The sequence below is a fragment of the Streptomyces sp. R33 genome (assembly GCF_041200175.1).
GTDB classification, from domain to species: domain Bacteria; phylum Actinomycetota; class Actinomycetes; order Streptomycetales; family Streptomycetaceae; genus Streptomyces; species Streptomyces katrae_B.
On the sequence record NZ_CP165727.1, the window covers coordinates 3,936,725 to 3,962,116 of the forward strand.

The window sequence follows — 25,392 nt, forward strand, 5'->3', positions numbered from 1 at the left end:
GGGAAATTCAGCCCCTCAGTCCCATTCCAGGCCGCCGCGGCGCCACACGTAGGCGTAGGCGACGAAGACGGTGAGCACGAAGAGCAGCATCTCGACGAGCCCGAAGATCCCCAGGGAGTCGAAGGTGACGGCCCAGGGGTAGAGGAAGACAACTTCGATGTCGAAGACGATGAAGAGCATCGCCGTCAGGTAGTACTTGATGGGGAAGCGACCGCCGCCGGCCGGCGTGGGCGTCGGCTCGATGCCGCACTCGTACGCCTCGAGCTTCGCCCGGTTGTACCGTTTTGGGCCGATCAGCGTGGCCATGACCACGGAGAAGATCGCAAACCCTGCGCCGAGGGCGCCGAGCACGAGGATGGGCGCGTACGCATTCACGCTCCTCGCTCCTTCCAGTCGTCCTTGACCGTTGGACCGCTGCGCCGGCGCCGAGCGAGCCACCTCGCGAAGATCACGCCGTGATCGGGCATTTGCATGTGAGGCAGTTCACAAGCCGGACTGCTGCGCATCTTATGCCCGCCGGTCTGTGATCTGCGACACGGGTAACAACACCGAGTTTGTGATCTCCACCACCTGACGAACGATCATGAAGTCCGATGAGCCGTGATCTTCATACGCGAAGCATCCACATGATCACCAAAGGTGACATCCGACCCCGTTACCGCAGGTAGAAGGCGGATGCCACTATCAAACCATGTCCGGTGCAGGCAAATTTGCGCCATCAAGCCTTGCAGGGTAAAGGAAACCGCGTCGCCCGGTCGGGGGAGCTCCCGGGGACGGGAGTGGACGCGTGCACACATTCACGAGCGCCGGGGTCCCACCCCACGGCAACTTCACGGCTGGGTCACGGACGGACCACAGCGCCCTCACGGTGAGACATTCCTGTGACCTGCGCCACGCCGAATTCTTGGTTCCGAAAGAGGGCTTGGCCAACTGTGCGCGGGGATGGTAGGCCACAGATCAATTCGGACTTATTGCAGAAACCCCTTGATCACAGCCTTGTGAAGGCGTGTCCGATACGTCCGTTACGGCGTCAATAAGACGCGCGGCGCGCCCGGTTAGCCCGTTTCGCGCGCAACTGTGGCGCAGACCACGTTTCTTGAAGGGAACCCGGACGCCCTGATAGCGGTTGTCCTCATGTCCCACACCGCTCACATACCCAGCCACCGGAAGCCCCGTCGCAGCGCCTCGAAGCTCGCGGTCCGCGCCGGAGTTGCCGGTGGCGTCCTCAGCACCCTGGCGATGGCCGGCACGGCGAGCGCGTCCCCGTCCGAGCCCGTGACCGAGACGACGCTCGAAATGCCGGTCCTGAACCTGGACCTGGCCGCCGACGTCTCCTCCGCCGTCACCACCGCCGCCGAGAACACGGCTGCCGCCGCCGTCACCGGCGAGCTGCGCTCCCAGGAGGAGCAGGCGCGTACCGGCGCCGCCGCCGAGGCGAAGAAGGCCAAGGAAGACGCCGAGAAGGCCGACGCCGAGAAGAAGGCGAAGGAGGAGGCGGACCGCAAGGCCGCGGCCGAGCGCGCCACCCGCAGCTCCTCCCGCACCTCGCTGCAGAGCACTTCCGCGTCCGACTCCGGCGAGCAGGGCTCGGGCACCGTCACCGCCCCGGCGACCGGCTCCGCCGCCGCCATCGTGAACTTCGCCCGCGCGCAGGTCGGCAAGGCGTACGTCATGGGCGGCACCGGTCCGTCCTCGTTCGACTGCTCCGGCCTCGTCCAGGCCGCGTACCGCCAGGCCGGCATCTCCCTGCCGCGCATGTCGCAGGACCAGTCCTCGAGGGGCACCTCGGTCTCCCTGAGCGCCCTCCAGCCGGGCGACGTCCTGTACTGGGGCTCCCGCGGCAGCGCCTACCACGTCGCCATCTACGTCGGCGGCGGCAAGTTCGTGGGCGCGCAGAACCCCAGCACGGGCATCGTCGAGCGCTCCCTGAGCTACGACAAGCCGTCGGGCGCCGTCCGCATCCTCTGAGGTCCCTGAACGTCCCTGAGGTTCCCCAGGGGCTCCTGAGCCCCTCTCAGCGCGCGTCCCGGCACGTCTCAGCACGGCCCGAGGGCCGGCACTCCCCCGCTCGGGGGCGGAGTGCCGGCCCTTTCCGCGTACGCCGGCGCCCTGAGAGGATGGCGGTGCGCAGCGCCCGATTCAGGCCAGGAGGTGTCGGACCGCGATGACCGACGCGTACGAGGAACACGGCTCCGGCGGGGAGGGCGCCGGCCCCGCGGCCGACCCCACCCCCGTACCCGCCGCCGCCGGGCTCTTCCTGCTCGCCGTCGGCGGCTGGCTGCTCAACACCACCCGCCCGTGGCACAAACCCGGACATCCCGTCGTCCTGGGACTCGGTTGGGCCGTTGCGTTCGCGCTGCTGCTCTGGGGCACGGTGCTGGTGGCCCGCTGCGTACGGACGGTCCACGGCCCGCGGCGGCGGACGTACGGGGACGGAGCCGGCGAAGCGGGCCGAACCGGTGGAACCCCGGCCCGACCCGCTCCTTGAGGGCGCTTAGCGCGACTCAGGCCTTGGGGGCCACCTTCGAGAGGCCGTTGATGATGCGGTCCATCGCATCGCCGCCCGCCGGGTCGGTCAGGTTGGCGAGCATCTTCAGCGTGAACTTCATCAGCACCGGGTGCGTCAGGCCGCGCTGGGTGGCGACCTTCATGACCTTCGGGTTGCCGATCAGCTTCACGAAGGCGCGGCCGAGCGTGTAGTAGCCGCCGTAGGTCTCCTTGAGCACCTTCGGGTAGCTGTGCAGCGTCAGTTCGCGCAGTGCAGGGGTGGCGCGGGAGTGCGCCTGGACGATGACGTCGGCGGCGATCTGCCCCGACTCCATCGCGTAGGCGATGCCCTCGCCGTTGAACGGGTTGACGAGCCCGCCCGCGTCACCGACCAGCAGCAGGCCCTTGGTGTAGTGCGGCTGCCGGTTGAAGGCCATCGGCAGGGCCGCGCCGCGGATCGGCTGCGTCATGTTCTCGGGGGTGTAACCCCAGTCCTCCGGCATGGACGCGCACCAGGCCTTGAGGACCTCGCGCCAGTCCAGCTCCTTGAAGGCGGAGGAGGAGTTGAGGATGCCGAGGCCGACGTTGGACGTGCCGTCGCCCATGCCGAAGATCCAGCCGTAGCCGGGCAGCAGCCGGTCCTGCGGACCGCGCCGGTCCCACAGCTCCAGCCAGGACTCGAGGTAGTCGTCGTCGTGCCGCGGCGAGGTGAAGTACGTACGGACCGCGACGCCCATCGGGCGGTCCTCGCGCCGGTGCAGGCCCATCGCCAGGGAGAGGCGGGAGGAGTTGCCGTCGGCGGCCACGACGAGCGGGGCGCTGAAGGTGACCGGGGTCTTCTCCTCGCCCAGCTTCGCGTGCACGCCGGTGATGTGGCCGGTGCGGGGGTCGCGGACGGGCTCGCCCACGTTGCAGCGCTCGTACAGGCGGGCGCCGGCCTTCTGGGCCTGGCGGGCCAGGGTCTCGTCGAAGTCGTCGCGCTTGCGGACGAGTCCGTAGTCCGGGAAGGACGCGAGTTCCGGCCAGTCCAGCTGGAGCCGCTGACCGCCGCCGATGATCCGCAGGCCCTTGTTGCGGAGCCAGCCGGCCTCTTCGGAGATGTCGATGCCCATCGCCACCAGCTGCTTGGTGGCGCGCGGGGTCAGGCCGTCACCGCAGACCTTCTCGCGCGGGAAGGCCGTCTTCTCCAGCAGCAGGACGTCCAGTCCGGCCTTGGCGAGGTAGTAGGCGGTGGTCGAGCCGGCGGGCCCGGCTCCGACGACGATCACATCCGCGGAGTGTTCGGAGAGGGGCTCGGTCACTGCGGGGTCTCCCGAAGGCTCGATAAGGGGTGCCCAACGGCACAGGACATGTGCAGTCTATGCAGCGAGAGAGATCACGAACCCGAAGGGCTGCCCCCGATGACCACCTCGCCTGCTTCGCCCGCCTCGCTCCCCGTCGTACAGCTGCGCGTGCCCACCGATGAGGACGCGCGGGCCTGGCACGGGGTCTTCGACGACCCCGACGTCATGGAGTTCCTCGGCGGTCCCGCCGAGCTGTCCCTGTACGAGGAGTTCACGGCGCGGCAGCGCCTGCACGACGCCCGGCTCGGCTACTGCCTGTGGACGCTGCTGGACGCGGAGGGGGCGGTGATCGGGTTCACCGGCGCGCAGCCGTGGCCGCAGGAGGAGTGGGGACCCGTCGGGGAGATCGAGATCGGCTGGCGCCTGGCCCGCTCCGCCTGGGGCCAGGGCTACGCGTACGCCGCGGCGCTGGCCACCCTCGACCGGCTCCGGGAGGCGGGGGTGCCGCACGTGGTCGCGATGATCCACGCCCGGAACACCCGCTCGGTGGCGGTCGCGGAGCGCCTCGGGATGGACCTGGCCGAGGAGTTCATCACTCCGGGCGGCAACCCGGGCCGCCGCTACGAACTGTCCCTCGCCCCCGAGTGACCCCCGCCGGCCCCGGGACGCGGAGGGGGTCGAAACCGGGAGGGGTCAAAAGACGGAAAGGCCCGTCAGGGTCGTGAAGCGGTCGAGGGCGGCTGCCGCTGCGACGGAGTTGCCGTGGAGGTCGAGGCCCGGGCTCCACGCGGCCAGCGTGCAGCGGCCCGGGACGACCGCGACGATCCCGCCGCCCACCCCGCTCTTGCCCGGCAGGCCGACGCGGTACGCGAACTCCCCCGCCGCGTCGTACGTCCCGCACGTCAGCATCACCGCGTTGACCTGCTTGGCCTCGCTGCGCGTGAGGAGGCGGGAGCCGTCCGCGCGCAGCCCGTGGCGGGCCAGGAAGCGGCCCGCCCGCGCCAGGTCCGCACAGGTCATCTCGATCGAACACTGCCAGAAGTAGTGGTCCAGCAGCGTCGGCACGGGGTTGTCGATGTTGCCGTACGAGGCCATGAAGTGAGCCAGCGCGGCATTGCGGTCCCCGTGCTCGTGCTCCGAGGCCGCGACCTCCGCGTCGAAGCCGAGCTCCGGGTTCCCGCTCTCCTCCTGGAGGAACTTCAGGAGCTCGCTGCTCGCGTCGCCCGTCAGGGTCTGCAGCCGGTCGGTCACGACGAGCGCGCCCGCGTTGATGAACGGATTGCGTGGAATGCCGTTCTCGTACTCCAGCTGCACGAGGGAGTTGAACGGGTTGCCCGAGGGCTCCCGGCCGACCCGCTCCCACAGGCTGTCGCCGCCCTCGGCCAGCGCCAGGGCCAGGGCGAAGACCTTGGTGATGGACTGGGCGGAGAACGGAACCTCCCAGTCCCCGACCCCGAAGACGTTCCCGTCGAGGTCGGCGACGGCCATCCCGAACTGCCGGGGGTCCACCGACGCGAGCGCCGGGATGTACTCGGCGGGCGTGCCGCTGCCCACCAACGGGGCGACGTCCGCGGCGATCTGCTCCAGGAGGGCCTGGTAATCCACGCTTCCTACGCCTTGGAACCGCGGTGCAGCGCGACGATCCCGCCGCTCAGGTTGCGCCAGGCGACCTTGGACCAGCCGGCCTTCTGCAGCAGCGCGGCCAGCGCCGGCTGGTCCGGCCACTCGCGGATCGACTCGGCGAGGTAGACGTACGCGTCGGGGTTGGAGGACACGGCGCGGGCCACCGGCGGCAGGGCCCGCATCAGGTACTCCACGTACACCGTCCGGAAGGGCGCCCACGTCGGTTGCGAGAACTCGCAGATGACGACCTGGCCGCCGGGCTTGGTCACCCGGTACAGCTCGCGCAGCGCGGCGTCGGTGTCCTGCACGTTGCGCAGCCCGAAGGAGATCGTCACGGTGTCGAAGACGTCGTCCTTGAACGGCAGCTTCGTCGCGTCGCCCGCGGTCAGCGGCAGCCAGGCGTGGCGCTTCTTGCCCTCGCGGAGCATGCCGAGGGAGAAGTCGCAGGGGACGACGTACGCGCCGGTCGCGGCGAACGGCAGCGAGGAGGTCGCGGTTCCGGCGGCCAGGTCCAGCACCTTGTGCCCGGGGCGCGCACCGACCGCCTTGGCGACCTCCTTGCGCCACAGGCGGGCCTGCCCGAGGGAGAGGACGTCGTTGGTGAGATCGTAGTTCGCCGCCACACCGTCGAACATGGAGGCGACTTCGTGCGGCTGCTTGTCCAGGGAAGCGCGGGTCACTGGCGTTGGCCCCTCAGGTGCGGTGCGGTGCGGGTGGGCTGATACCGGGCCATTCTCGCAGGCGCCCCCACGCCCCACCGCCGGGGGCACAACTGGCCCGAAGGACAGTTACGCGGAGCCCGGGCGTCCGCGTTGACTGGCTGGTACGGCCCGACAAGGCCTACCGAAACACGACATACACGAGCATCTCCACGAACACGTTCGTGAAGATCACGAAGACATTGCCGAACAAAGGGTTCACGATGCCGGCAGGCCATTCCACCGGTCGACGCTCCGCCCTCGGTCCGCGCGCCAAGCGCCGGGCCGAGCGGCGCAGGCGGCTGCGCCGTACGGTCCTCGGCTCGGCCGCGGTGGTCGCCGTCTCGGCGACCGCGTACGCGATCGTGCCGCTGGACGACGCCGCCTCCGTCTCCGACAGCGTGGCCGCGCCGGCTGCCGTGGCGCCCGACCAGGATCCCGCCGCCGCTCCGTCCCCGTCGGCCTCGTCCGGCTCGCCCTCGCCCGGGCACTCCGCCGCCTCGCCGAACCCCGGCGCCGCATCGTCCAAGCCGGGCGGCGGCGGCAGCTCGGCCGCCGCCCCGGTGCCGCAGTCCGGGCCGGGGGTGTTCGCGGCCTCCTCGCGTTCGGGGCAGCCGCAGGGCAAGGGGACCGCCCGCCGCTGGCGGATCGAGGTCGAGGAGGGCAGCGGGGTCGACCCCAACGCCGCCGCCCAGTCGGTGGAGGCGATCCTCGGGGACCCGCGCGGCTGGACCCGGGATCCGGCGTACGGCTTCCAGCTCGTCGGGGCGGGCCAGCCGGTGGACTTCACGGTGAAGATCGCGACGCCCACGACCACCGACCGGCTGTGCGAGGTGGTCACCCCCGAGCTCGTCGGCGAGACCAACTGCCGGGCCGGCCACACGGTCGTGGTGAACCTCAAGCGATGGCAGGAGGGGTCTCCGCAGTTCAAGGGCCCCGTGGAGGAGTACCGGGCGCTGATCGTCAACCACGAGGTGGGCCACGAGATAGGCCGCGACCACGAGACCTGCCCGGGCCCCGGCAAGCCCGCTCCGGCCATGATGCAGCAGATCAAGGGGCTGCTCGGCTGCCAGGCCAACGCCTGGCCGTTCGACGGGAAGGGAACCTACCTGTCGGGCCCGAACGTCCCTTAGGGCACAGGGAGAGCCGATGGGTTGACCACAGGGGCATCGGCCGGGGGCGAGGAGTGGAAACCGTGCGCGTCGTCAGCTTCAGCGTCCCGGCCTGGTTTCCGCCCCGGACCGGGGAGGAGGTGCGGCGCGAGGTCCAGCTCACCGAGCAGGAGTCGGCCGTGTTCCTGTGCCTGGCGACCGGCGCCTCCAACGCGGAACTCGCCGGCGAGCTGCAACTGTCCGTCAGCACGGTCAAGTTCCACGTCCACAACATACGGGCGAAACTGGGCGGAATCAGCCGTCTCCAGGCCTGCCTCCTGGCCGCCCTGGCCCGCGAGGGCATCAGAACGTAGCGCGCCCCCTAGCGGCGGCGGTGCAGGAGGCGGCCGGTGATGACCGTGGCCACGCAGGTGGTGGCTCCCTGGTCCAGCAGCGCCTCGGGGTCGGGGGCGGCGAACGCCGCGAAGCGGGCCGGGGCCCCCGGTTCCAGGATGCCGAAGAAGGCCTGCTCGACCGTGTCCCGGCCGGCGAACGGGTCCAGCGACGGCGGGGCCGGGGACACCGCGGCCGCCGGCGGGAGCAGCGTCAGCCCCGAGCGGACCACCGCCGTCCGTACCGCCGGGATCGTGAGCCGCCCGGCGACCGCCACCACCCCGCGGGCCAGCAGCTTCTGCGTGGCCCGGCGGGCGCTGTTGCCCCAGCGGGACTCGGTCAGCTTGAGGGAGTCGAGCGCCTCGGCGCCGGTGATCGGGTCGGCGCCGAGCTCGGTGACCTCGTACGGGTCGTCCGGGTAGTACGTGCGCTCCAGCAGCTCGTCCGCCCCGCGTACGAGCAGCCCCGGGGTCAGCACCCCGGGCCAGCGCCGGACCCGCGCGTGCGGGAACTCCGCGGCGAGTTCCCCGTACGCCCCGACGCGGGCGATCAGGTCGCCGTCGACGAGGACCGCGCCGCCGGGCAGCGCGGCGGAACCCGCCCCCGGGACGAGGAGTTCAGCGGTGTGGAGGGTCAGCACGGGCGTGTCGGTCCGTCGTCAGTCCGTCGTCAGATCGTCGAGTCGTCAGTTCGTCGAGATGAGCTTCAGCTCGGGGTGCGCCGTGCCGCCCTCGATGGCGGTGGACGAGATGTGCGAGACGACGCGGTCGTCGACCGGGTCGTTCGCCGGGTCGTCGTGCACGAGCAGGTGCTCGTACGTCGTCGCGCGCTGCGCGGGGACGCGGCCCGCCTTGCGGATCAGGTCGATGATCTCCTGGCGGTTGGAGCGGTGCTTCGCTCCGGCCGAGGAGACCACGTTCTCCTCGAGCATGATCGAGCCGAGGTCGTCCGCGCCGTAGTGCAGCGAGAGCTGGCCCGCCTCCTTGCCCACGGTGAGCCAGGAGCCCTGGATGTGGGCGATGTTGTCGAGGAAGAGCCGCGCGATGGCGATCATCCGCAGGTACTCGAAGACCGTCGCCTGGGTCCGGCCCTTGAGGTGGTTGTTCTCGGGCTGGTACGTGTACGGGATGAACGCGCGGAAGCCGCCCGTCCGGTCCTGCGTGTCACGGATCATCGCGATGTGCTCGATGCGCTCGGCGTTGGTCTCGCCGGTGCCCATCAGCATCGTGGAGGTGGACTCCACGCCCAGCTCGTGGGCGATCTCCATGATCTCCAGCCAGCGCTCGCCGGACTCCTTCAGCGGGGCGATCGCCTTGCGCGGCCGCTCCGGCAGGAGTTCGGCACCGGCGCCCGCGAACGAGTCGAGGCCGGCCGCGTGGATGCGGCGGATGGCCTCCTCGGCGGAGACGCCGGAGATACGGGCCATGTGGTCGACCTCGGACGCGCCGAGGGAGTGGATGACCAGCTGCGGGAACGCCTTCTTGATGGCGGAGAAGTGCTCCTCGTAGTACTCCACGCCGTAGTCCGGGTGGTGCCCGCCCTGGAACATGATCTGCGTGCCGCCGAGCTCCACGGTCTCCGCGCAGCGGCGCAGGATGTCGTCGAGGTCGCGGGACCAGCCCTTCTTGGTGTCCTTCGGGGCCGCGTAGAAGGCGCAGAACTTGCACGCCGTGACGCACACGTTGGTGTAGTTGATGTTGCGCTCGATGATGTACGTCGCGATGTGCTCGGTGCCGGCGTAGCGGCGGCGGCGCACCGCGTCGGCCGCCTGGCCGAGCGCGTGCAGGGGGGCGTGCCGGTAGAGGTCGAGCGCCTCTTCCTTGGTGATCCGGCCCCCTGCGGCGGCGCGGTCGAGGACAGACTGGAGAACGGCCTGGTCGGTCACCGGTGCGTCACCTTTCGGCGGTGTGTCAAGAGGGTCAGGAGATCCGGACCGATCCAGCGTACGCCAGGCCCGCCCACCGGAGTCCGGCGGGATCTCACGGGACGCGGGTCAGGTCGCCCTCGGGGTACCCGGCGGGCTGGTCGCCCGACTTGTAGTGGAGCGTCCCGTTCGCGTTGAGGGTGAAGCGCTCGTCGGCGGAGCCGTTGGAGCAGATGCCGGGGGCCGGGTTGGGGCCGCCCGCGGTGTCCAGGACGAGGGAGCGGTCGGTGGCGGAGGCGAGCTTCCAGTCGCCGCTGCAGTCGGTGCCGAAGAGCGGGAGGATCGACTTGTCCCGGGCGACGACCTCGCCGACCTTGCCGCCCTTGATGGTGATCTCGAACTCGCTGGAGACCCCGGCGCGGGCGGTGGTGACCGTGCCCTTCCAGGTGCCGGTGAGCTCCTTGGGGACATCGCCCCGGGTGCCCTGGGGCGGAGCCGGGCTGTTCGTTCCGCTCGGGGACGGATCCCCCTTCGACGCCGCCGGGGGCCGGGCGGTGGAGTCGCCGGACGCGTGCTGGTCGGAGTCGCCGCCCGTGCCCGGCAGCAACCCCAGCCCGTAGAGCCCGCCGCCCGACAGTACGGCCAGTACGGCCGTCGCCGCGAGGACCAGGGAGCAGCTGAACCGCCGCCCGGCCGCGCTGAAGGTGACCTGGCGGGCCGGGTCGGGTGCGGTCCGCGGCTTCGGCACACCCCCGCCGGCGGTCTCGGTGGGACTCCCGTGGACGGCGCCGGGCGGCGGACCGTAAGGGCCGTGCACCACGTCCGCGGGCCGACCGTACGGGCCGTACGAGCTGCCCGCCGAGCCGGCGCCGGACACCGCCGCGCTCCCGTACGAGGGGTCCGGCGCCCCGAAACCGACCGCCGGGCCCCCGTACGAGGAGGCCGTGAACGGCACCGGCCCCGAAGCGGGTTCGGCGGCGGGCGCCGGGGCGGCCTCCGCTACGGGACCGGCCGGTGCGGCCTCCAGGTCGAGCAGGGCCACCGCCGCGCGGCTGGCCTCCTCCACCAGGGGCGCGGGAAGCCACCCGGGGGCGCTCAGGGAACCGGCGAGCGCCTGCGCCATCGCCTCCGGCGCGGGCCGGTCGGCGGCCGCCTTGGCCAGGCAGGCGGCGATCAGTTCGCGCAGCCCGCCGGCCGGGACCGCGTCGAGGTCCGGCGGTTCGTGGACCACCTTGTAGAGCAGGGTCGCTGAGTTGTCCCCGGTGAACGGCGGCTGACCGGTCGCCGCGAAGGCCAGCACGGCGCCGAGCGAGAACACGTCGGCCGCCCCGGTGACCCCCTTGCCGAGGATCTGCTCGGGGGACATGTAGCCGGGTGAGCCGATGGAGACGCCGGTGGAGGTGAGCGAGGCCGTGCCGTCCGTGGCGCGGGCGATCCCGAAGTCGATCAGCCGGGGGCCGTCGAGGGTCAGCATCACGTTCGACGGCTTCACGTCCCGGTGGACGAGCCCCAGCCCGTGGACGGCCACCAGAGCGCGCGCCAGACCTTCGCCGACGGCTCGTACGGAGGCCTCGGGAAGGGGTCCGTACGAGGCCACCGCACCGCCCAGGGAGGGGCCCGCCACGTACCCGGTGGCCACCCACGGGACCGGCGCCTCCGGGTCGGCGTCCAGGACGGGCGCGGTCCACTCGCCGCCGACCCGCCGGGCGGCCTCGACCTCGCGGCGGAACCGGGCGCGGAACTCCTCGTCGGAGGCGAAGTGCGGGTGCACGATCTTGACGGCCACCGTCCGTCCGCCCGTGCTGCGCCCCAGGTAGACCCGCCCCATGCCACCCGAGCCGAGCCGGCCGAGCAGCCGGTACGCACCGATGGTCCGCGGTTCGCCGGCTTCGAGCGGCTGCATCGCGTCCCCCTCCCCCGTTCGGTCCCTGATCGCCAAGAGCACCTTAGAGGGGTCACCGTCCCGCGGGGGCGGATCCCGTGGGCCCGCACCCGGCGCGCATCTGCTCGAGGGCCTGATCCGTGCATTCCGGTCGGGCGGACGGGACTCGGACAGGAAAGCGAAAAGAGGGGGAATTCCCGGGAAACGGCATATCCCCCTACCGGAACCCGGGCTACCGCCCGGTAATTCGATCAGCAGAAGGCGCCGGAAGCGATCAGAGGCGGGCGCCGTCGCCGCTCAGCAGCTCCACCGCGACATCCGCGGGATAGCCCGTGGTCGGTCCCGTACGACGGGCGAATTCCCTTACACCGGCCAACTGTTCGGGTCCGAAGCGGAAGTCGAGCGTCGTGAAGTACCGCTGGAGCAGATCGGCGTCGAAGGCCTCCCAGCGGGCCGCCTGCTCGGCGACCTTGGCGACCTCCTCCAGGGAGAGGTCGCGGGAGTCGAGGAAGGCCTCGTGGACCTTGCGCACGACGGCCGGCTCGCGGGCGAGGTAGTCCTTGCGGGCGGCCCAGACGGCGAAGACGAACGGCAGTCCGGTCCACTCCTTCCACATCAGCCCCAGGTCGTGCACGTCGAGGCCGAGCCGGGGCGCATCGTGCAGCGAGGCGCGCAGCGCGGCGTCGCCGATCAGCACCGCCGCATCGGCCTCCTGCATCATCAGGCCCAGGTCGGGCGGGCAGGTGTAGTAGTCAGGGCGGACCCCGTACCGCTCGGAAAGCAGCAGCTGGGCGAGGCGTACGGACGTACGGGAGGTCGAGCCGAGGGCGACCCGCGCCCCGTCCAGCCGCTCCAGCGGCACCTGCGAAACGATCACGCAGGACATGACCGGGCCGTCGCAGCCGACCGCCAGATCGGGGAACGCGACGAGCTGGTCGGAGTTGCGGAGGAACTCCACGAGGGTGATCGGACCCATGTCCAGGTCCCCCTGGACGAGCCGCTCACTGAGCTTCTCGGGGGTGTCCTTGGTCAGCTCCAGGTCCAGCAGCGTGCCGGTTCTCGCCAGTCCCCAGTAGAGGGGAAGGCAGTTCAGGAACTGAATGTGGCCGACGCGGGGCCGGCTGCGATAGACGTCCACATCGCGAGACTAGCCCCCGGGTCTCCGTCAGCCTTCGGGCGGCCCTCAAACGTCCGGGTGACGTGATCTTTCCCTCTGGTCTCCGCCGCAGGGTGCGTGCTAGGCTCGACGCAAGTTGCAGTTTGGTTTCCCTTGCAGTACGAGGCCTGCGGAGAATGTGACCCGCAGGCTTTTGTAGTTTTCAGACTTCTTAGCAGGTTCTGGAGCAGGGCGACCCTTTGGCCCATAGGAGGGCTCATGGCTACCGGAACCGTGAAGTGGTTCAACGCTGAAAAGGGCTTCGGCTTCATCGCCCAGGACGGCGGCGGCCCGGATGTCTTCGTCCACTACTCCGCGATCAACGCCTCTGGCTTCCGCTCCCTCGAGGAGAACCAGATGGTGAACTTCGACGTCACGCAGGGTCCGAAGGGCCCGCAGGCGGAGAACGTCACCCCGGCCTAGTCGCCTGGGCCAACCTAATCGCGGTTGGATAGCAGTACCCAAGGAGCCCTGCCTCCTCCGTTCCGACGGAGGTCGTGGGGCTCCTGCCTTTTCCCTCCCGGGCGGGGGACGGGGCGAACGCGGACCGCCCCTGCTCACCGTTGCACGGTGAGCAGGGGCGGTCGGCGTCTGCGGGCGGGCCCGCGAGCCCGGACTCCGGAACGCGGTCCCGGGCCCGGCGCGTTACTGCTTGGCGGCCGGCGTCGTCGGAGGCGTCGTCGGAGGCGTCGTCGGAGGCGTCGTCGGGGCTGCCGTGATCTTCAGGTCCAGGATCAGGACCACGTTGTCCTTCGTGATCAGGCGGAGGTGGTACGTGCCCGGGGCGACGTCCGTGGTGAACAGCTCGGGCAGCGCGATCTTGCCGTCCGCGCCGGTCGGGGCCAGCAGCAGGTTGGTCACCTTCGCGCCGTCCTTGTCCTTGAACCACGGGCCCTTGGACTTCGCCGGGTCCACCGGGACCCACGCGCTGCCGTCCTGGTTCTTCTCCACCAGTCCGGCCGTGACCTGCGTACCCTCAACCGCCTTGTCCTGGGCGGTGGCCGTGACCTGCACGCCCGTGAAGCTGGTCCCCGCCACGACCTCCAGCGGCTGCGCCGCGCCGGCGTCGGTACGGGTCAGCTTGTCCGCGACCGGGGCCGGCTTCGCCGTGACCGTACCGGTGAAGTTCACCGTGAGCTGGGTCTCGGTGTTGTAGGCCGCCACCCGCAGGGTGAACCCGCCCGCCTTGGCCCCGGCCTTCAGGCCGGGCAGGGCCGCGATGCCCTCGGTGTCGGTCTCGACGACGAGGAAGGTCTTGCCCTCGGCGCCGATGAAGCTGCCCGTGGTGTCGTCCTTGAGCTCGAACAGGATGGGCTTCGCGGCGGCCGGCTTGCCGTCGCTGAGCACCGCCTTGATCCGCGGGACCGCGCCGAACGCGGACCCGGCCTCGGCCTTGAGCTGCGGGCTGCCGAGCAGCTCCAGCTTGGCCAGGGTCGGAGCCGGCGTGGGCTTCTGCGGCTCGGCCGGCTTCGACGGCGTGGGCGTCGGGGTCGGAGTCGGCGTGGGCTTCGACGTACTCGGAGTGCTCGGCTTCGTCTGCGAGGGCGTGGGCAGCGTCGTCACGGGCGGCGTCGGGTAGTTCCCGACGGGCGGGTTCGGCACCCCGGCGGCACCGTTCTGGTACTGGTGCATGTACCCGACCACGGTGTTCACGTACTCGCGGGAGTTGTTGTAGCTGAGGATCGCCCGGTCGAGCTGCGCCTGGTCCGAGAGGTTCCGGTCGCCCGCGCACAGGTAGAGGCCCGCGCCCAGCGCCGCGTCGTAGATGTTGTTCGGGTCGCGCTTGGAGTCGCCGTTGCCGTCGGCGCCCCACGTGGCCCAGGTGGAGGGGATGAACTGCATCGGGCCGACGGCGCGGTCGTAGACGGCGTCCCCGTCGAACTCGCCCTTGTCGGTGTCCTTGACCTCGGCGAAGCCGTTGCCGTCGAGGCGGGGGCCGCGGATCGGCTTCTCGGTGTAGCCGTCGGCCTTGAGCCCGTAGCCGGAGGCGTGCACGGACTCGACCCGGCCTATGCCGGCGAGCAACTGCCAGGGCAGCTTGCAGCCGGGGAGCGCGGCGGCGACGGAGACCTCGGCGCGCCGGTACGCGTCGAGGGCGGTCGCGGGTATGCCGCTGGCCCCCTCGCCCCCGGCGCCGGCGGGCGGTACGGCCGGGTCGGCGAGCGGGTCGGGCAGGTCGAGGCGAGCGTCGCCGCGATCGTTGGCCTGGGGGCTGTCCGGGGTGGGCTCGGACTCGCCCGCGTCTGCGGTCGGCGTGTTGGTCACCACCGCGGCGGTCGTCAGGCTGGCCGCGAGCGCGGCCGTGCACAGGACCTTGCGCGAGGTGTTGACGAGGTGACGGTGAAGCGGCTTCACGGTGCGGCGATCCCCCCAAGGCGGCCGACAAGGTATACGGCGGGTCGAGCCGTGGATATCCACTGTCTATCAGGTATTCGGATACGACTCGCCGCCGCCCCGCGATATGTGGCACACCATTCGTCTCGGCTTCACCGGGCCCTCACAGCCGAACGAACAAAGGATCTAGGATCGCACCGGAAACACCCCAATACTCCCTGGTTTGACCGTTCTTGGTCGGTGGGCGCGCAGCACCGTGCGCGGAGGAAAGGATCCGGAGCGGGCCGTCGGCCTCGGCTAGATTCGACGCCCATGACTGCAGAGGCGTACGAGACGACCTTCCGCGAGCGGGCGGAGCGCAAGAGGACCGTGGGGGTCTTCCTGTTCATCGCGGCGGGCGGCATCTGGCTCTGGCTCGCCTACCAGCTGTTCGCCCCCTTCAGCCTCGGCTCGAGCAGCGGCCGGACGTGCGCCTCCCGCGTCTTCTACGACGAGGGGGACTCCGGGAAGCGCGGCTACGCCGACGCCGAGGGCGACCGCTGCGCGGCCGCACGGGACTCCGCCGACCTGCTCGGCATGCTCGTGGTCTCCCTGCCGCTCGCGGCCGTCGGCCTCTTCCAGTACACCTCGGGCACCGTCAGCCTGGCCATGCGCCGCCACACCGAGGAACTCGCCGTGCTCCGGGCCCTGCCCAAGCGCTGAGTCACCGGCGCGCCGAGTCACCGGCGGGCCGCGTGCACGTGCACGCGCAGCAGAAGCGCGTGCAGGGTGGCCCGTTCGGCCTCGTCCAGAGGGGCCAGCAGGCCGTCGCGGACGGCCGCGACCTCCGCGGCCAGCTCGTCCAGGAGCCGTCGTCCCGGCTCGCTGATGCTCACCAGGACCCGGCGGCGGTCGGCCGTGTCGCGCTCCCGGTCGACGTGTCCGAGGCGGGCGAGTCCGTCGAGCACCTTGACCACGTCGCTCGGGTGCAGCTCGAGCCGTTCGGCGAGATCCCGCTGCGGCTGCGGCCCGTGATCGGCGAGGGCGGCGAGCACGGCCATGTCCCACAGCCGCAGACCGCGCGCGGCGACCCGCTCGCCGACGAGGGCGCGGGCCTCCTTGCCCACCGTGGAGAGCAAGTAGGGCGTGAGGGCGGTCAGTCGGGGCGTCGAGGGAGCAACCATGGGGAGATTGTAGGGTGACACCAACCATTGGTGTCACCCTACAGATTCGTGTGAACGGAGCCCTCATGGACGCCCTGCACACCCGCCTGCTCGTCGCCCGCTTCGGCGACGCCTTCCGCTTCTACGACGCCCTGCTCCCCGCCCTGCTCGGCGCGACGCGCACCCGTGGCGGCGCCGAGGGCCCGTACGCCTCGTGGGACGTGGACGGCCAAGGCGTGCTCGCGCTGTTCGACCGTACGGCGATGGCGACGGTGACGGCCTCCACGACGACACCGCCCGGTGACGGCGGTCCGGCCGACCCCGGCGGCCCCGGCGCCCTGGATGACCGCACGATGCTGGTCAGCCGCGTCCCGGACGTGGACGCCGCCTACGCCGCCTGCCTGTCCCGCGGCGCCACCCCGGCCGGCCCGCCGGCCGACCGCCCGGAGTGGGGCCCGACCCTGCGCAGCGCCCATGTCCGCGATCCCGAGGGCAACCTGTGGGAGCTCCAGTCGTACTGAGCGTCGCACCCGGGCGCCGCGCTCCCCGCTCACTACGGTGAGGTGCCATGACCGACACCGCACCGATCCGCGTCCCCGACCTGACGGAGCGCCCCCACCGGCTGACCGTCGAGCGCGCGATGATCGCCTCCGAGCACACCCTGTACGCGGCGTGGACCGAGGAGTTCGACCGCTGGTTCGCCGCGCCGGGCTCGGTGGTGATGACGGCCGAGGTGAACGCCCCGTTCTTCTTCGAGACGGAGTTCGCGAAGGAGCCGGGGGCTCCACGGACCAGGCATCCGCACTACGGGCGCTTCCTGCGCCTGGTGCCCGACCGGCTGGTGGAGCTGACCTGGGTGACGGGCCGGGCCGGCACGGCCGGCGCCGAGACGGTGGTCACCGTCGAGCTCAGCCCGCACCCGATCGGCACACGGCTGCACCTCACCCACGCCGGCTTCTACGACGAAGCGGCCCGCGACGCCCACGAGTCGGCCTGGCACCAGGTCCTGGCGGCCCAGGACGAGGCCCTGACGGAGCGGGAGTGAGGGCGGGGCGGGGCGGCGGCGAGGACGGGGGGCGGGGCCGGGGAGCGGGGGCCGGGGCGGGGTCGGGGGCGGGGGCGGGGGCGGGGTGACGGCCGGGCCGGCCGTTGGGCTGACGGCCTGGGCTGCGTTGCCGAGGGCGGGATCCCCGCGGCGGGGTGCACTCATCCGGCATCAGAGGAAGTCCGGGGGTTTCCCGGCAGTCCACTGTCCTTCCGTGTCGTGCCGGTCCCTCAAGGGCGCTCCTTCGTCGCGTCGCTACGCGATGTCGCTGCGCTCCACCCTTGACCGACCGACCCGCCCCGGAATGCCATAAGACTGCCGGGAAGCCCCCGAAGGAACGGTCAGGGGGACAGATACCCACACGGGTTCATCAGAGATGTCCGACCTTGTCCCCCCCCCCGGTCCAGCCCACCAGGACCCGGCCGGGACAGCCGATGGGGCCGCGGGGAGGGCCACGCCTCCCTCTAGGGCCCAGAGACACCCCTTCCGAACCCAGGCAGGGTCAACCCGCACCAGACAGCGAAGAGATGACCATGCGGTCCCAGTCGGGCCGTGGACGCCCCGGATCGCTACGCGCTCCGCCCGGTTCGGCGGCTGACGGCCGTCTGGGGCTGGACAGAGGCCGCCCACGACCGGCACAAGCCGGCCCGGAAAGCGCCTGCGGGTCGTTTGTCCCGTTTTGACGCCCAGTTGAGACGTGAAGGGGCGCTTGCCGGAGTGAGAGGTTGAGAAATCCGCCATCAGACTCCGTCTGGCCCGCATTTCGCCCCGAACGGCTCGCAGACGCCCGAAAACCTGGCCACGGAGGCGTCTGGGCGGCCTATGTCCAGCCCCAGACGGCCGTCGGACGCCGAGAGATGAGGAGCGCGTAGCGATCTGGGGCGCCTGCGGGGCCACTCCTACCGGCCTGGTCATCTGGCCGCTGTCTGGTGCAGGTTGACCCTGCCCTGGTCCGGAAAGGGCTTCCTTTGGGCCCTTCAGGGGACTGTGGCCTCCCCCGGGCCTCATCCCGCTCCACCTCGGTGGTCCCGGGGAATGGGGTGCGGATGGACAGGGGCCCCTGCTCGGCATCTCTGATCGGGGCCAATCGGAACATGAACCTCCCGGCCATTCCTTCGGGGGCTTCCCGGCAGTCTGTTGGCATTCCGGGGCGGGTCGGTCGGTCAAGGGTGGAGCGCAGCGACATCGCGAAGCGACGCGACGAAGGAGCGCCCTTGAGGGACCGGCACGACACGGAAGGACAGTGGACTGCCGGGAAGCCCCCGGACACTCCACCGACGCCGAGTTCGCGAACCCCGCCCCCTGGCCTCCGATCCACAGTCCTGATGCCGAGTGCACGGTCCCCGCCCCCGACATCCCGGCAGACGTCACCCACGCCGAGTGCACAGACCCCGTCCCCAAGGTCCCGGCTCGCCCTACCCACGCCGAGTGCACGGACCCCGCCCCCCGACGCCCCCCGCAGACGTCACCGACCCCGAACACACGGACCCCACCCCACCCCCGCCCCACCCGGGTGAGACCCAGCTCACACCCAGCCGTGTCGCCCGCCTGTCACATCGGTCCGCGCTGTTCCGTCAGAGCTGTGTAACAGTCGATACGGCAAGGAGATCACGATGGACGCTCGGCTCAACTTCTTCGGCAACGCCGTCGCCGCCAAGTTCGCGCGGTACATCAACTCGGCAGGCAAGGTCATCTCGGACTCGACGCTGCCGGCCCCCACGCAGGAGCTGGTGAAGCTGCGGGCCAGCCAGATCAACGGCTGCGGCTTCTGCACCGACATGCACTTCAAGGACGCCGTACACGCCGGGGAGACCGCCGTGCGGCTCAACCTGGTCGCGGCCTGGCGTGAGGCGACGGTGTTCACCGACGCCGAGCGGGCGGCCCTGGAGCTGACGGAGCAGGGCACGCGCATCGCCGACGCCGCCGGCGGTGTCACGGACGAGGCCTGGGCGGAAGCCGCCAAGTACTACGACGAGGACCAGCTGGCCGCCCTGGTCTCCCTCATCGCCCTGATCAACGCCTACAACCGGATGAACGTGATCGTCCAGCAGCCGGCGGGCGACTACCAGCCGGGCCAGTTCGGCTGATCACGAGCGGGCCCGCCCGGCCGCTGCCTCCACCACGGCGGCCGGGCCGTCCCGGCGGAACGGCTGCGTCCCGACACGCTGGTCCTGCACACTCGATGAGGACCCGTCAGGCAGTCGTCCCCTCACCCCGTGGAGCAGCCGGTGGAGTCTCAGGAGATCCCGATCACCCTCACCCCGCAGCAGGCCGCCCACGGCGTGATCCTGAGCGTGACGCTGGCGACCGGCGTGGCCCGGCTGCGGATTCCGCCCTCCCGGGACGGCGATCTCGTGCGGGCCCGGCTCGGCGAGGGCGAGGTGCTGCTGCGCATCCGGGTCGCCCCCGGCCCCGGGCCCGGACCAGCCCCCACACCCACACCCACACCCACACCCACACCCACATCCGCACCCGCACCCGCACCCGCGTCGAGCTCGCGGGGATGCCTCGTGGCACTCGGGATCGTCGTCGCCATCGTCATCGGCGCGATCCTGCTGAACAGCGGGGACGACGACCGGGACGGCACCGCCGCCCCGCGGCCCACCCCCTCGTACAGCTCCTGGTCCCCGGCCCCGGCCCCGCCCCCGGTGGTCAGCTCGAGCGATCCGCTCGCCCCGCCCTCCGAGGAGCCGGCCCCCAGCCCGTTCGACCGGGGCACGTGCCTCAACGGAACCCTGCCGGACTCGACCACCCCGACGAAGGTCACCGGCGTGGAGGAGGTCTCCTGCTCGGCGTCCGACGCGCACTACAAGGTGATCGAGAGCATCCCGCTGACGTCCGAGCTGGACCGCTGCAACAGCAATCCGAAGACGCAGTACGCGTTCTCGTACCGCTACAGCCGCGGCGGGATCACCATCAACGAGTACGTGTACTGCCTGGTCGGCCTCGGGTCGTACGCCCGCGGCTGAAGCCCCGATCGCCCCGGCGGCCTCAGCCGCGGCGGTCCGGGCCGTCCCCGTACAGCGCGTCGATCTCCGCCGCGTACCGCTCCGCCACCGCCGCGCGGCGCAGTTTCAGGGTCGGGGTCAACGTGCCCGCCTCGATGGTGAAGTCCTCGGCCAGGACGTGGAAGGCGCGGATGCGGGCCGGGCGGGAGACCGTGGCGTTGGCCGCCGTGACCGCCTCCTCGACGAGGGCGCGGACCGCCGGGTGGGCGGCCGCGGCGGCAGGGTCCAGGTCGAGGCCCTGCCGCTTCGCCCACGCCGTGACCTCCTCCGCGTCCAGGGTGACCAGGGCGACGGGGTGGGGCCGGTGGTCGCCGATGAGGACCGCCCGCGACACGTACCGGGAGCGCTGGACGGCGAACTCGACCTCCGTCGGGGTGATGTTCTTCCCCGAGGAGGTGATGATCAGCTCCTTCTTGCGGCCCGTGATGGACAGGAACCCGTCGGCGTCCAGCTCCCCCAGGTCCCCGGTGTGCAGCCAGCCCTGCGCGTCCAGCGCCTGCGCCGTCGCGGCCGGGTTCGCGTGGTAACCCGGGAAGACCATCGGCCCCCGGGCCAGGACCTCGCCGTCCGCCGCGATGCGGACCTCGCAGCCCGCGATCGGCCGGCCCACCGTGCCGTGGCGGACGGCCGCCGGGTGGTTGAGGCTGATCACCCCGCCGGACTCGGTCATTCCGTAGCCCTCGTAGACCGCGATCCCGCAGGCCCGCAGGAAGTCCAGGGTCGCCGGGGCGATCGGTGCTCCGCCGGTCAGCGCCCAGTGCAGCCGGCCCCCGAAAGCGCCCCTGACCAAGGAGTACAGGCTCTTCTCCGCCTCCTCGTACGCCGCCCGCGAGGACTCGGGCAGCCGGCCCTCCGCCGCCAGCACCCCCAGCCGCACCGCCTCCCGGAAGCGCTCGGCGCCGCCCTCCCGGGACTCCGCCAGGGACAGCACCACCGAGTGGACCTTCTCGAACAGGCGGGGTACGGACGGGAGATGGGTGGGCCGCGCCTCGGCGAGCTCGGACAGCACGTCCTCGATCCGCCCGCCGAAGTAGCACAGCTCACCGCCCTGGAGCAGGGTCGTGAACTGGATCAGCTGGGCCAGCAGGTGCGCCAGCGGCAGGTACAGGTACGTGGAGTCGCCCGGTCCGCCCTTGGTCAGCGGGAGCGTCGCGTCCTGGATGGCGCCCAGGTTGCCGTGCGTGAGGCGGCAGCCCTTCGGCAGGCCCGTCGTCCCCGAGGTGTAGACGATCGACGCGTCGGCGCCGGGGGCCACCCGCCGGGCCCGTTCCAGGAGTTCCGCCTCCGGGGCGGGTTCGATCGCAGCCAGCCCCAGCAGCCCCGGCAGCTCCGCCGGCCCCTGCAGCCCGACCAGCGCGTCCATCCGTACGACGGTGCGCAGCGCCGGCAGCTTCGCCCGCAACACCTCGACCCGGTCCGCCTGCGCCGCGTCGTCGCAGACCACGGCCACCGCCTCCGAGTCCGCCAGGACCCAGGCCAGCTCCTCGTCCCCCGCCGTCGGGTACACCGGTACGAGGACGGCGCCCGCCGCCAGGATCCCGAAGTGGGTGTACGTCCATGCCGGCCGGGTCTCGGCCAGGACCGCCACCCGCTCCCCCGGCGCGACCCCCAGCCCGAGCAGCGCCCGCCCGGTCTGCCGTACGCGGGTGCGCAGTTCGGCGTACGTGACGGTGGTCCAACCGCCGTCCCCTCTGAATCGCAGGGCGGTCTCGCCGCCGTACCGCTCCCCCGTCCACTCGGTGAACACCGCCAGCGTCTCCGGTCGCACAGCGTCCATCACCCTCGCCTCCCTGGGGGTACGTCCGGGGTACGTACGTACCGACGACGCTAGGCAGGCCGGACCCTTGGGCGACATGACCGGAAGCGTCAGCCCCGCTGACCCCGGAGCTCATTGGGGCTACCGTCGGACCATGGGGAGGCGGACGATCACCGTGCACCATGTGCGCGCCGTGCTCGCGGGGGCGGCGCGCAGCGGCATCGACACCGTGCCGCTGCTCCAGGAGGCGCAGATCCCTCCGCTGCTGCTCGGCGACGACCGGGCGCGGATCACGCCGGCGCAGTTCGCCCGGCTGTTCCGGGCGCTGTACCGGACCACCCAGGACGAGTTCCTGGGGCTGTCCGCGGTACCGAGCCGCCCGGGCACGTTCGCGATGATGTGCTACGCCTCGCTGGGCTGCCGGGACCTCGGCGCGGCGGTGGAGCGTGCCGCGGCGTTCTACGGCCTCTTCCCGGGCGGCCCGGAGCTGGCACTCGAAGTGACGGGCGCCGAGGCGCGGTTCACCGTGCACAACGATTTCGCGCGGGACGAGGAGCGTTTCCTGACCGAGTGCGTGCTCGCGATCTGGCACCGGCTGAGCAGCTGGCTGATCGGGCGGCGCATCCCGCTCGCGTACGCCGCGTTCGCGTACCCTGCGCCGCCGCACGAGGCCGAGTACGAGATCCTCTTCGGCTGTCCGGTCCGCTTCGGGGCGGTCCGTACGGGCGCCGCCTTCGACGCGCGCTGGCTGGCCGCACCGCTCGTACGGGACGAGGCCGCGCTGGACGCGATGCTGCGCCGGGCCCCCTTCGACCTGCTGTCGCGGCCGGAGTACGGGACGACGGTCGCGGAGCAGGTCCGCCGGGCCCTGGCACGGCAGTTGCGGAGCTCTCCGCGGCTGCCGGCGCTGGGGGAGGTGGCGGCGCGGCTGGCGGTGTCCCCGGCGACGCTGCGGCGTCGGCTCCGGCAGGAGGGGACCTCGTTCCAGCAGCTGAAGGACCACGTGCGGCGGGACGCGGCGATCGCGGGGCTGGCGGAGAGCGGCGAGCCGATCGCGGAACTGGCGGCCCGGCTGGGCTTCTCGGAGGACACCGCCTTCCACCGCGCGTTCCGCCGCTGGACGGGGACGACGCCGGGCGCGTACCGGATCGCCTCGGGCGGCTGAGGCCGGCTGAGGCCGGCGGGCGGGGGTGAACCCCGGGCCAGGAAAGGTGAGCTGCGCGGTCAGCGACGTGCCTACCGGTCGGTCACTACGTTCTCCTCACCCACCCCCCGCACGAAACGTTCCGTTGGGAGAGCCGCCCATGCGTTTGCGAACCCCCGCCCGCAGGACCGCCGTCGCCGCCGTGGCCGCGGCCGCACTGGCCGCCGTCCCGGCCGGGATCCCCGCCACGGCCACCGCGTCCGAAGCCGGAACCGGCCGCCCCGGGGACATCGTCGATGTCGCCCCCTCGGCCTTCCACCCGCTGCCCGGCCAGCCCACCAACACCAAGGCCTGGAAGATCCACTACCGCTCCACCACTGCCGACGGCGCCCCGAACACCGTCTCCGGCACCGTGATCGTCCCCCAGGACGGCCGGACCGGCCCGCGGCCGCTCGTCACGTACGCCGTCGGCACCGTCGGCATGGGCGACTCGTGCGCGCCGAGCAACAACCTCCCGTACGGCACCGCCATGGAGGCCAACCTGATCCAGCAGCTCACCCTGCGCGGCTGGGCCGTGGTCGTCACCGACTACGAGGGCCTCGGCACCCCCGGGGTCCACACCTACACGGTCGGCCCCTCGGCCGGCCGGGCCATGCTCGATGCCGCGCGTGCAGCCGAGCGACTGCCGGAGGCGGGCCTGGGGGCCGGTACCCCGGTGGGCATCATGGGTTACTCCCAGGGCGGCCAGGCCAGCAGCTGGGCCGCCGAGCTGCAGGGTTCGTACGCCCCCGAGCTGAAGGTGAAGGGCACGGCGACCGGCGGGGTCCCGGCCGACCTGATGAGGGTGGCCGGCTTCAACGACGGCTCGTACGGCTCGGGCCTGATCTTCATGGCGGCGGCGGGCCAGGACGCGGCGTTCCCGGAGCTCCGCCTGGACTCGTACCTCAATCCGGCGGGCAAGGCGTTGGTGTCGGGCATGAAGGAGAACTGCGTGGCGATCGACGCCATCGCGGGCTCCTTCAAGCGGATCTCCGACCTGACCACCCGCAACCCCCTCGAACAGCCGGACTGGCAGGCCCGGTTGAACCAGAGCAGGCTCGGGCGGACGGCCCCGGCCGCGCCGGTGCACCAGTACCACGCGCTCGGCGACGAGCTCATCCCGTACGCGGTCGGGCGGCAGCTGCGCTCCGAGTGGTGCGCGAAGGGCGCGAACGTGGAGTGGGACACGATCTGGGTCGGCGAGCACGTCAGCGGCGTGATCACGCACTCCCCGGCGGCGGGCGACTGGCTGGCGGACCGCTTCGCGGACCGCCCGACGCATCCGAACTGCTGACCGGACGGGCACACCAACGCCCTCAGGCCCCAGGCCCCAGGCCCCAGGCCCCAGGACTCAGAGGCCTGGGGCCTCGGCGTTCCGGATGATCCGGGTGAGCAGATCCCGTACGGCGGCCGACTCGGCCTCGGACAGCCCCTCGTGGAGCCGGGCGTCGAGCTTCGCCACCAGCGCGTCGGCCTGGGCGAACACCTCCGCGCCGCGCTCGGTCATCCGGATCTCGATCAGGGTGCCGTGGATCGGGTGCGGGCTGCGGGCGACCAGGCCGCGCGCCTCCAGCCGGCCGAGCAGGCTGTTCATCGTCTGCGGAGTCACCGAGAGCTTGCGCGCGAGCTCGGCGGCGTTGATCCCGGGGTTGTCGCTGAGCACGGCGAGCGCGCCCTGCTGCGCAGCGGTGATCCCCGCCTCGCGCACGGCGGCCTCCTTCGCGGCCTGCGTCACGCGCTCGGCCTGCTTGATGAAGACCAACAGTCGCTCGGAGTAGTGCATGCGCCGAGTGTAGGAGACGGTCGCCAGTTCCCGCCGAGATGACAGGCAGCTTGCGTAGAGCTATTCGCATGCTGTTAGCTGCATGCATACGAATTACCGACAGCCACCAGTGCAAGGAGCTCGACATGACTGCTGTCCGCATCCGCCCCGCCCTCAGCAACGACCTCGCGCGCGCCATCGTCGACGCCGCCCTCGCCGCGGCCCGGGAGACGGAGCTGCGGTTCGCCATCGCGGTGGTCGACGAGTCCGGCCACCTCAGCGCGTTCGCCCGGATGGACGGATCGGGCCTGATGACCATCCAGATCGCCCAGGACAAGGCCTACACCTCGGCCGCCTTCGGCCTGAGCACCACCGACTGGCACGAGTTCGTCGAGAACGACGCGCAGTTGTCGGTGGGCGCCCGGACGGGCATCGACCGCCTGGTCACCTTCGGCGGCGGCCTCCCGATCGTCGTGGACGGCCAGCTGGTCGGCGGCATCGGCGTCTCGGGCGGCCACTGGTCGGACGACGTGAAGATCGCCGAGGCGGGGCTCGCCGCGATCCCGTCGAGCCCGTCGAGCCCGTCGATCTCCGCGTAACCCGGCGCCGGGGGGGGCGGTGGCGGGGGCGGTGGTTCCGGCCGGGCGGCGCCGGTGCCCTGGGGTGCGATGCACCGCAGGGCAGG

The 25,392-nt window shown here is 71.8% G+C and carries 26 protein-coding genes; 14 read left to right on the forward strand and 12 right to left on the reverse strand.

What is annotated here, in order from left to right; translation table 11 throughout:
* Positions 1–15: 15 nt before the first annotated feature.
* Positions 16–375 carry an NADH-quinone oxidoreductase subunit A gene (locus tag AB5J51_RS17930; protein WP_030028256.1) on the reverse strand — a complete coding sequence of 120 codons (360 nt, stop codon included), beginning with the start codon at positions 373–375 and terminating at the stop codon, positions 16–18.
* 759 nt (positions 376–1,134) lie between these two features.
* Between AB5J51_RS17930 and AB5J51_RS17935 the strand changes: the two genes are divergently transcribed.
* Positions 1,135–1,968 carry a C40 family peptidase gene (locus AB5J51_RS17935; protein WP_053789793.1) on the forward strand — a complete coding sequence of 278 codons (834 nt, stop codon included), beginning with the start codon at positions 1,135–1,137 and terminating at the stop codon, positions 1,966–1,968.
* Between the two features lie 196 nt (positions 1,969–2,164).
* On the forward strand, positions 2,165–2,488 hold the full coding sequence (locus AB5J51_RS17940; RefSeq protein WP_369778076.1) for a hypothetical protein: 324 nt from the start codon (positions 2,165–2,167) through the stop codon (positions 2,486–2,488).
* A 16-nt stretch (positions 2,489–2,504) separates the two neighbouring features.
* Here AB5J51_RS17940 and AB5J51_RS17945 read toward each other — a convergent pair whose 3' ends face one another.
* A complete protein-coding gene (locus tag AB5J51_RS17945) occupies positions 2,505–3,788 on the reverse strand; it encodes a geranylgeranyl reductase family protein (protein WP_053789795.1) in 1,284 nt (427 codons plus the stop codon).
* A 99-nt stretch (positions 3,789–3,887) separates the two neighbouring features.
* Between AB5J51_RS17945 and AB5J51_RS17950 the strand changes: the two genes are divergently transcribed.
* Positions 3,888–4,418 (forward strand): GNAT family N-acetyltransferase, encoded by a 531-nt coding sequence (locus tag AB5J51_RS17950; protein ID WP_053789796.1) that lies wholly within the window; start codon positions 3,888–3,890, stop codon positions 4,416–4,418.
* Positions 4,419–4,463: 45 nt separating this feature from the next.
* On the opposite strand, the gene AB5J51_RS17955 is transcribed toward AB5J51_RS17950, so the two are convergent.
* A complete protein-coding gene (locus AB5J51_RS17955) occupies positions 4,464–5,375 on the reverse strand; it encodes a glutaminase (RefSeq protein WP_030298020.1) in 912 nt (303 codons plus the stop codon).
* 5 nt (positions 5,376–5,380) lie between these two features.
* A complete protein-coding gene (locus AB5J51_RS17960; protein ID WP_053789797.1) occupies positions 5,381–6,073 on the reverse strand; it encodes a demethylmenaquinone methyltransferase in 693 nt (230 codons plus the stop codon).
* Between the two features lie 242 nt (positions 6,074–6,315).
* On the opposite strand from AB5J51_RS17960, the gene AB5J51_RS17965 reads away from it, so the two are divergent.
* Both AB5J51_RS17965 and AB5J51_RS17970 read left to right on the forward strand, forming a co-directional pair.
* On the forward strand, positions 6,316–7,224 hold the full coding sequence (locus AB5J51_RS17965) for a DUF3152 domain-containing protein (protein ID WP_136225694.1): 909 nt from the start codon (positions 6,316–6,318) through the stop codon (positions 7,222–7,224).
* 62 nt (positions 7,225–7,286) lie between these two features.
* Entirely contained in the window at positions 7,287–7,556 is a 270-nt protein-coding gene (locus AB5J51_RS17970) for a response regulator transcription factor (RefSeq protein WP_053789799.1), read from the forward strand.
* 8 nt (positions 7,557–7,564) lie between these two features.
* On the opposite strand, the gene AB5J51_RS17975 is transcribed toward AB5J51_RS17970, so the two are convergent.
* The 4 genes from AB5J51_RS17975 to AB5J51_RS17990 form a co-directional block, all read right to left on the reverse strand.
* On the reverse strand, positions 7,565–8,215 hold the full coding sequence (locus tag AB5J51_RS17975) for a hypothetical protein (RefSeq protein ID WP_133897225.1): 651 nt from the start codon (positions 8,213–8,215) through the stop codon (positions 7,565–7,567).
* Positions 8,216–8,260: 45 nt separating this feature from the next.
* On the reverse strand, positions 8,261–9,460 hold the full coding sequence (mqnC, locus tag AB5J51_RS17980; RefSeq protein ID WP_133897226.1) for a cyclic dehypoxanthinyl futalosine synthase: 1,200 nt from the start codon (positions 9,458–9,460) through the stop codon (positions 8,261–8,263).
* Positions 9,461–9,554: 94 nt separating this feature from the next.
* Positions 9,555–11,342, reverse strand: a complete 1,788-nt coding sequence (locus tag AB5J51_RS17985; RefSeq protein ID WP_136225693.1) for a serine/threonine-protein kinase — start codon at positions 11,340–11,342, stop codon at positions 9,555–9,557.
* 253 nt (positions 11,343–11,595) lie between these two features.
* Positions 11,596–12,459: a menaquinone biosynthetic enzyme MqnA/MqnD family protein gene (locus AB5J51_RS17990; protein ID WP_133897228.1), complete on the reverse strand. Its 864-nt coding sequence runs from the start codon at positions 12,457–12,459 to the stop codon at positions 11,596–11,598.
* Between the two features lie 237 nt (positions 12,460–12,696).
* Between AB5J51_RS17990 and AB5J51_RS17995 the strand changes: the two genes are divergently transcribed.
* Complete coding sequence (locus tag AB5J51_RS17995) at positions 12,697–12,900, forward strand: cold-shock protein (RefSeq protein ID WP_030162033.1); 204 nt, start codon at positions 12,697–12,699, stop codon at positions 12,898–12,900.
* A gap of 222 nt (positions 12,901–13,122) precedes the next feature.
* On the opposite strand, the gene AB5J51_RS18000 is transcribed toward AB5J51_RS17995, so the two are convergent.
* Positions 13,123–14,832, reverse strand: a complete 1,710-nt coding sequence (locus AB5J51_RS18000; protein ID WP_369778077.1) for a lytic transglycosylase domain-containing protein — start codon at positions 14,830–14,832, stop codon at positions 13,123–13,125.
* A gap of 291 nt (positions 14,833–15,123) precedes the next feature.
* Here AB5J51_RS18000 and AB5J51_RS18005 point away from each other — a divergent pair, with 291 nt between their 5' ends.
* A complete protein-coding gene (locus AB5J51_RS18005; protein ID WP_133897229.1) occupies positions 15,124–15,513 on the forward strand; it encodes a hypothetical protein in 390 nt (129 codons plus the stop codon).
* Positions 15,514–15,530: 17 nt separating this feature from the next.
* Here AB5J51_RS18005 and AB5J51_RS18010 read toward each other — a convergent pair whose 3' ends face one another.
* Positions 15,531–15,974, reverse strand: a complete 444-nt coding sequence (locus AB5J51_RS18010; protein ID WP_053789805.1) for a MarR family winged helix-turn-helix transcriptional regulator — start codon at positions 15,972–15,974, stop codon at positions 15,531–15,533.
* Positions 15,975–16,039: 65 nt separating this feature from the next.
* On the opposite strand from AB5J51_RS18010, the gene AB5J51_RS18015 reads away from it, so the two are divergent.
* From AB5J51_RS18015 to AB5J51_RS18030, 4 genes are all read left to right on the forward strand, one after another.
* Positions 16,040–16,474, forward strand: a complete 435-nt coding sequence (locus AB5J51_RS18015; RefSeq protein ID WP_369778078.1) for a VOC family protein — start codon at positions 16,040–16,042, stop codon at positions 16,472–16,474.
* A gap of 47 nt (positions 16,475–16,521) precedes the next feature.
* Positions 16,522–16,998, forward strand: coding sequence for an SRPBCC domain-containing protein (locus AB5J51_RS18020; protein ID WP_133897230.1), 477 nt, complete (start codon positions 16,522–16,524; stop codon positions 16,996–16,998).
* Between the two features lie 1,613 nt (positions 16,999–18,611).
* The gene (locus AB5J51_RS18025) at positions 18,612–19,085 is read left to right on the forward strand and encodes a carboxymuconolactone decarboxylase family protein (protein ID WP_053791138.1); all 474 of its coding nucleotides are present in this window, start codon (positions 18,612–18,614) and stop codon (positions 19,083–19,085) included.
* Positions 19,086–19,226: 141 nt separating this feature from the next.
* On the forward strand, positions 19,227–19,967 hold the full coding sequence (locus tag AB5J51_RS18030) for a hypothetical protein (RefSeq protein ID WP_369778079.1): 741 nt from the start codon (positions 19,227–19,229) through the stop codon (positions 19,965–19,967).
* A gap of 22 nt (positions 19,968–19,989) precedes the next feature.
* Here AB5J51_RS18030 and AB5J51_RS18035 read toward each other — a convergent pair whose 3' ends face one another.
* Positions 19,990–21,783, reverse strand: coding sequence for a long-chain fatty acid--CoA ligase (locus AB5J51_RS18035; protein WP_369778080.1), 1,794 nt, complete (start codon positions 21,781–21,783; stop codon positions 19,990–19,992).
* Positions 21,784–21,916: 133 nt separating this feature from the next.
* Between AB5J51_RS18035 and AB5J51_RS18040 the strand changes: the two genes are divergently transcribed.
* The gene (locus tag AB5J51_RS18040; RefSeq protein ID WP_369778081.1) at positions 21,917–22,927 is read left to right on the forward strand and encodes an AraC family transcriptional regulator; all 1,011 of its coding nucleotides are present in this window, start codon (positions 21,917–21,919) and stop codon (positions 22,925–22,927) included.
* 139 nt (positions 22,928–23,066) lie between these two features.
* Complete coding sequence (locus tag AB5J51_RS18045; RefSeq protein ID WP_369778082.1) at positions 23,067–24,239, forward strand: lipase family protein; 1,173 nt, start codon at positions 23,067–23,069, stop codon at positions 24,237–24,239.
* A 57-nt stretch (positions 24,240–24,296) separates the two neighbouring features.
* Here AB5J51_RS18045 and AB5J51_RS18050 read toward each other — a convergent pair whose 3' ends face one another.
* On the reverse strand, positions 24,297–24,728 hold the full coding sequence (locus AB5J51_RS18050) for a MarR family winged helix-turn-helix transcriptional regulator (RefSeq protein WP_136225687.1): 432 nt from the start codon (positions 24,726–24,728) through the stop codon (positions 24,297–24,299).
* Positions 24,729–24,853: 125 nt separating this feature from the next.
* Between AB5J51_RS18050 and AB5J51_RS18055 the strand changes: the two genes are divergently transcribed.
* Positions 24,854–25,306 (forward strand): heme-binding protein, encoded by a 453-nt coding sequence (locus AB5J51_RS18055; RefSeq protein ID WP_369778083.1) that lies wholly within the window; start codon positions 24,854–24,856, stop codon positions 25,304–25,306.
* Positions 25,307–25,392 lie beyond the last annotated feature (86 nt).

Coding starts and splice junctions, on each gene's coding strand:
- AB5J51_RS17940 (WP_369778076.1), top strand. CDS start 2,165: ATGACCGACGCGTACGAGGAACACGGCTCCGGCGGGGAGGGCGCCGGC.
- AB5J51_RS17935 (WP_053789793.1), top strand. CDS start 1,135: ATGTCCCACACCGCTCACATACCCAGCCACCGGAAGCCCCGTCGCAGC.
- AB5J51_RS18040 (WP_369778081.1), top strand. CDS start 21,917: ATGGGGAGGCGGACGATCACCGTGCACCATGTGCGCGCCGTGCTCGCG.
- AB5J51_RS18050 (WP_136225687.1), bottom strand. CDS start 24,728: ATGCACTACTCCGAGCGACTGTTGGTCTTCATCAAGCAGGCCGAGCGC.
- AB5J51_RS17965 (WP_136225694.1), top strand. CDS start 6,316: ATGCCGGCAGGCCATTCCACCGGTCGACGCTCCGCCCTCGGTCCGCGC.
- AB5J51_RS18025 (WP_053791138.1), top strand. CDS start 18,612: ATGGACGCTCGGCTCAACTTCTTCGGCAACGCCGTCGCCGCCAAGTTC.
- AB5J51_RS18005 (WP_133897229.1), top strand. CDS start 15,124: ATGACTGCAGAGGCGTACGAGACGACCTTCCGCGAGCGGGCGGAGCGC.
- AB5J51_RS18055 (WP_369778083.1), top strand. CDS start 24,854: ATGACTGCTGTCCGCATCCGCCCCGCCCTCAGCAACGACCTCGCGCGC.
- AB5J51_RS17995 (WP_030162033.1), top strand. CDS start 12,697: ATGGCTACCGGAACCGTGAAGTGGTTCAACGCTGAAAAGGGCTTCGGC.
- AB5J51_RS17950 (WP_053789796.1), top strand. CDS start 3,888: ATGACCACCTCGCCTGCTTCGCCCGCCTCGCTCCCCGTCGTACAGCTG.
- AB5J51_RS18035 (WP_369778080.1), bottom strand. CDS start 21,783: ATGGACGCTGTGCGACCGGAGACGCTGGCGGTGTTCACCGAGTGGACG.
- AB5J51_RS18045 (WP_369778082.1), top strand. CDS start 23,067: ATGCGTTTGCGAACCCCCGCCCGCAGGACCGCCGTCGCCGCCGTGGCC.
- AB5J51_RS18010 (WP_053789805.1), bottom strand. CDS start 15,974: ATGGTTGCTCCCTCGACGCCCCGACTGACCGCCCTCACGCCCTACTTG.
- AB5J51_RS18020 (WP_133897230.1), top strand. CDS start 16,522: ATGACCGACACCGCACCGATCCGCGTCCCCGACCTGACGGAGCGCCCC.
- AB5J51_RS18015 (WP_369778078.1), top strand. CDS start 16,040: ATGGACGCCCTGCACACCCGCCTGCTCGTCGCCCGCTTCGGCGACGCC.
- AB5J51_RS17985 (WP_136225693.1), bottom strand. CDS start 11,342: ATGCAGCCGCTCGAAGCCGGCGAACCGCGGACCATCGGTGCGTACCGG.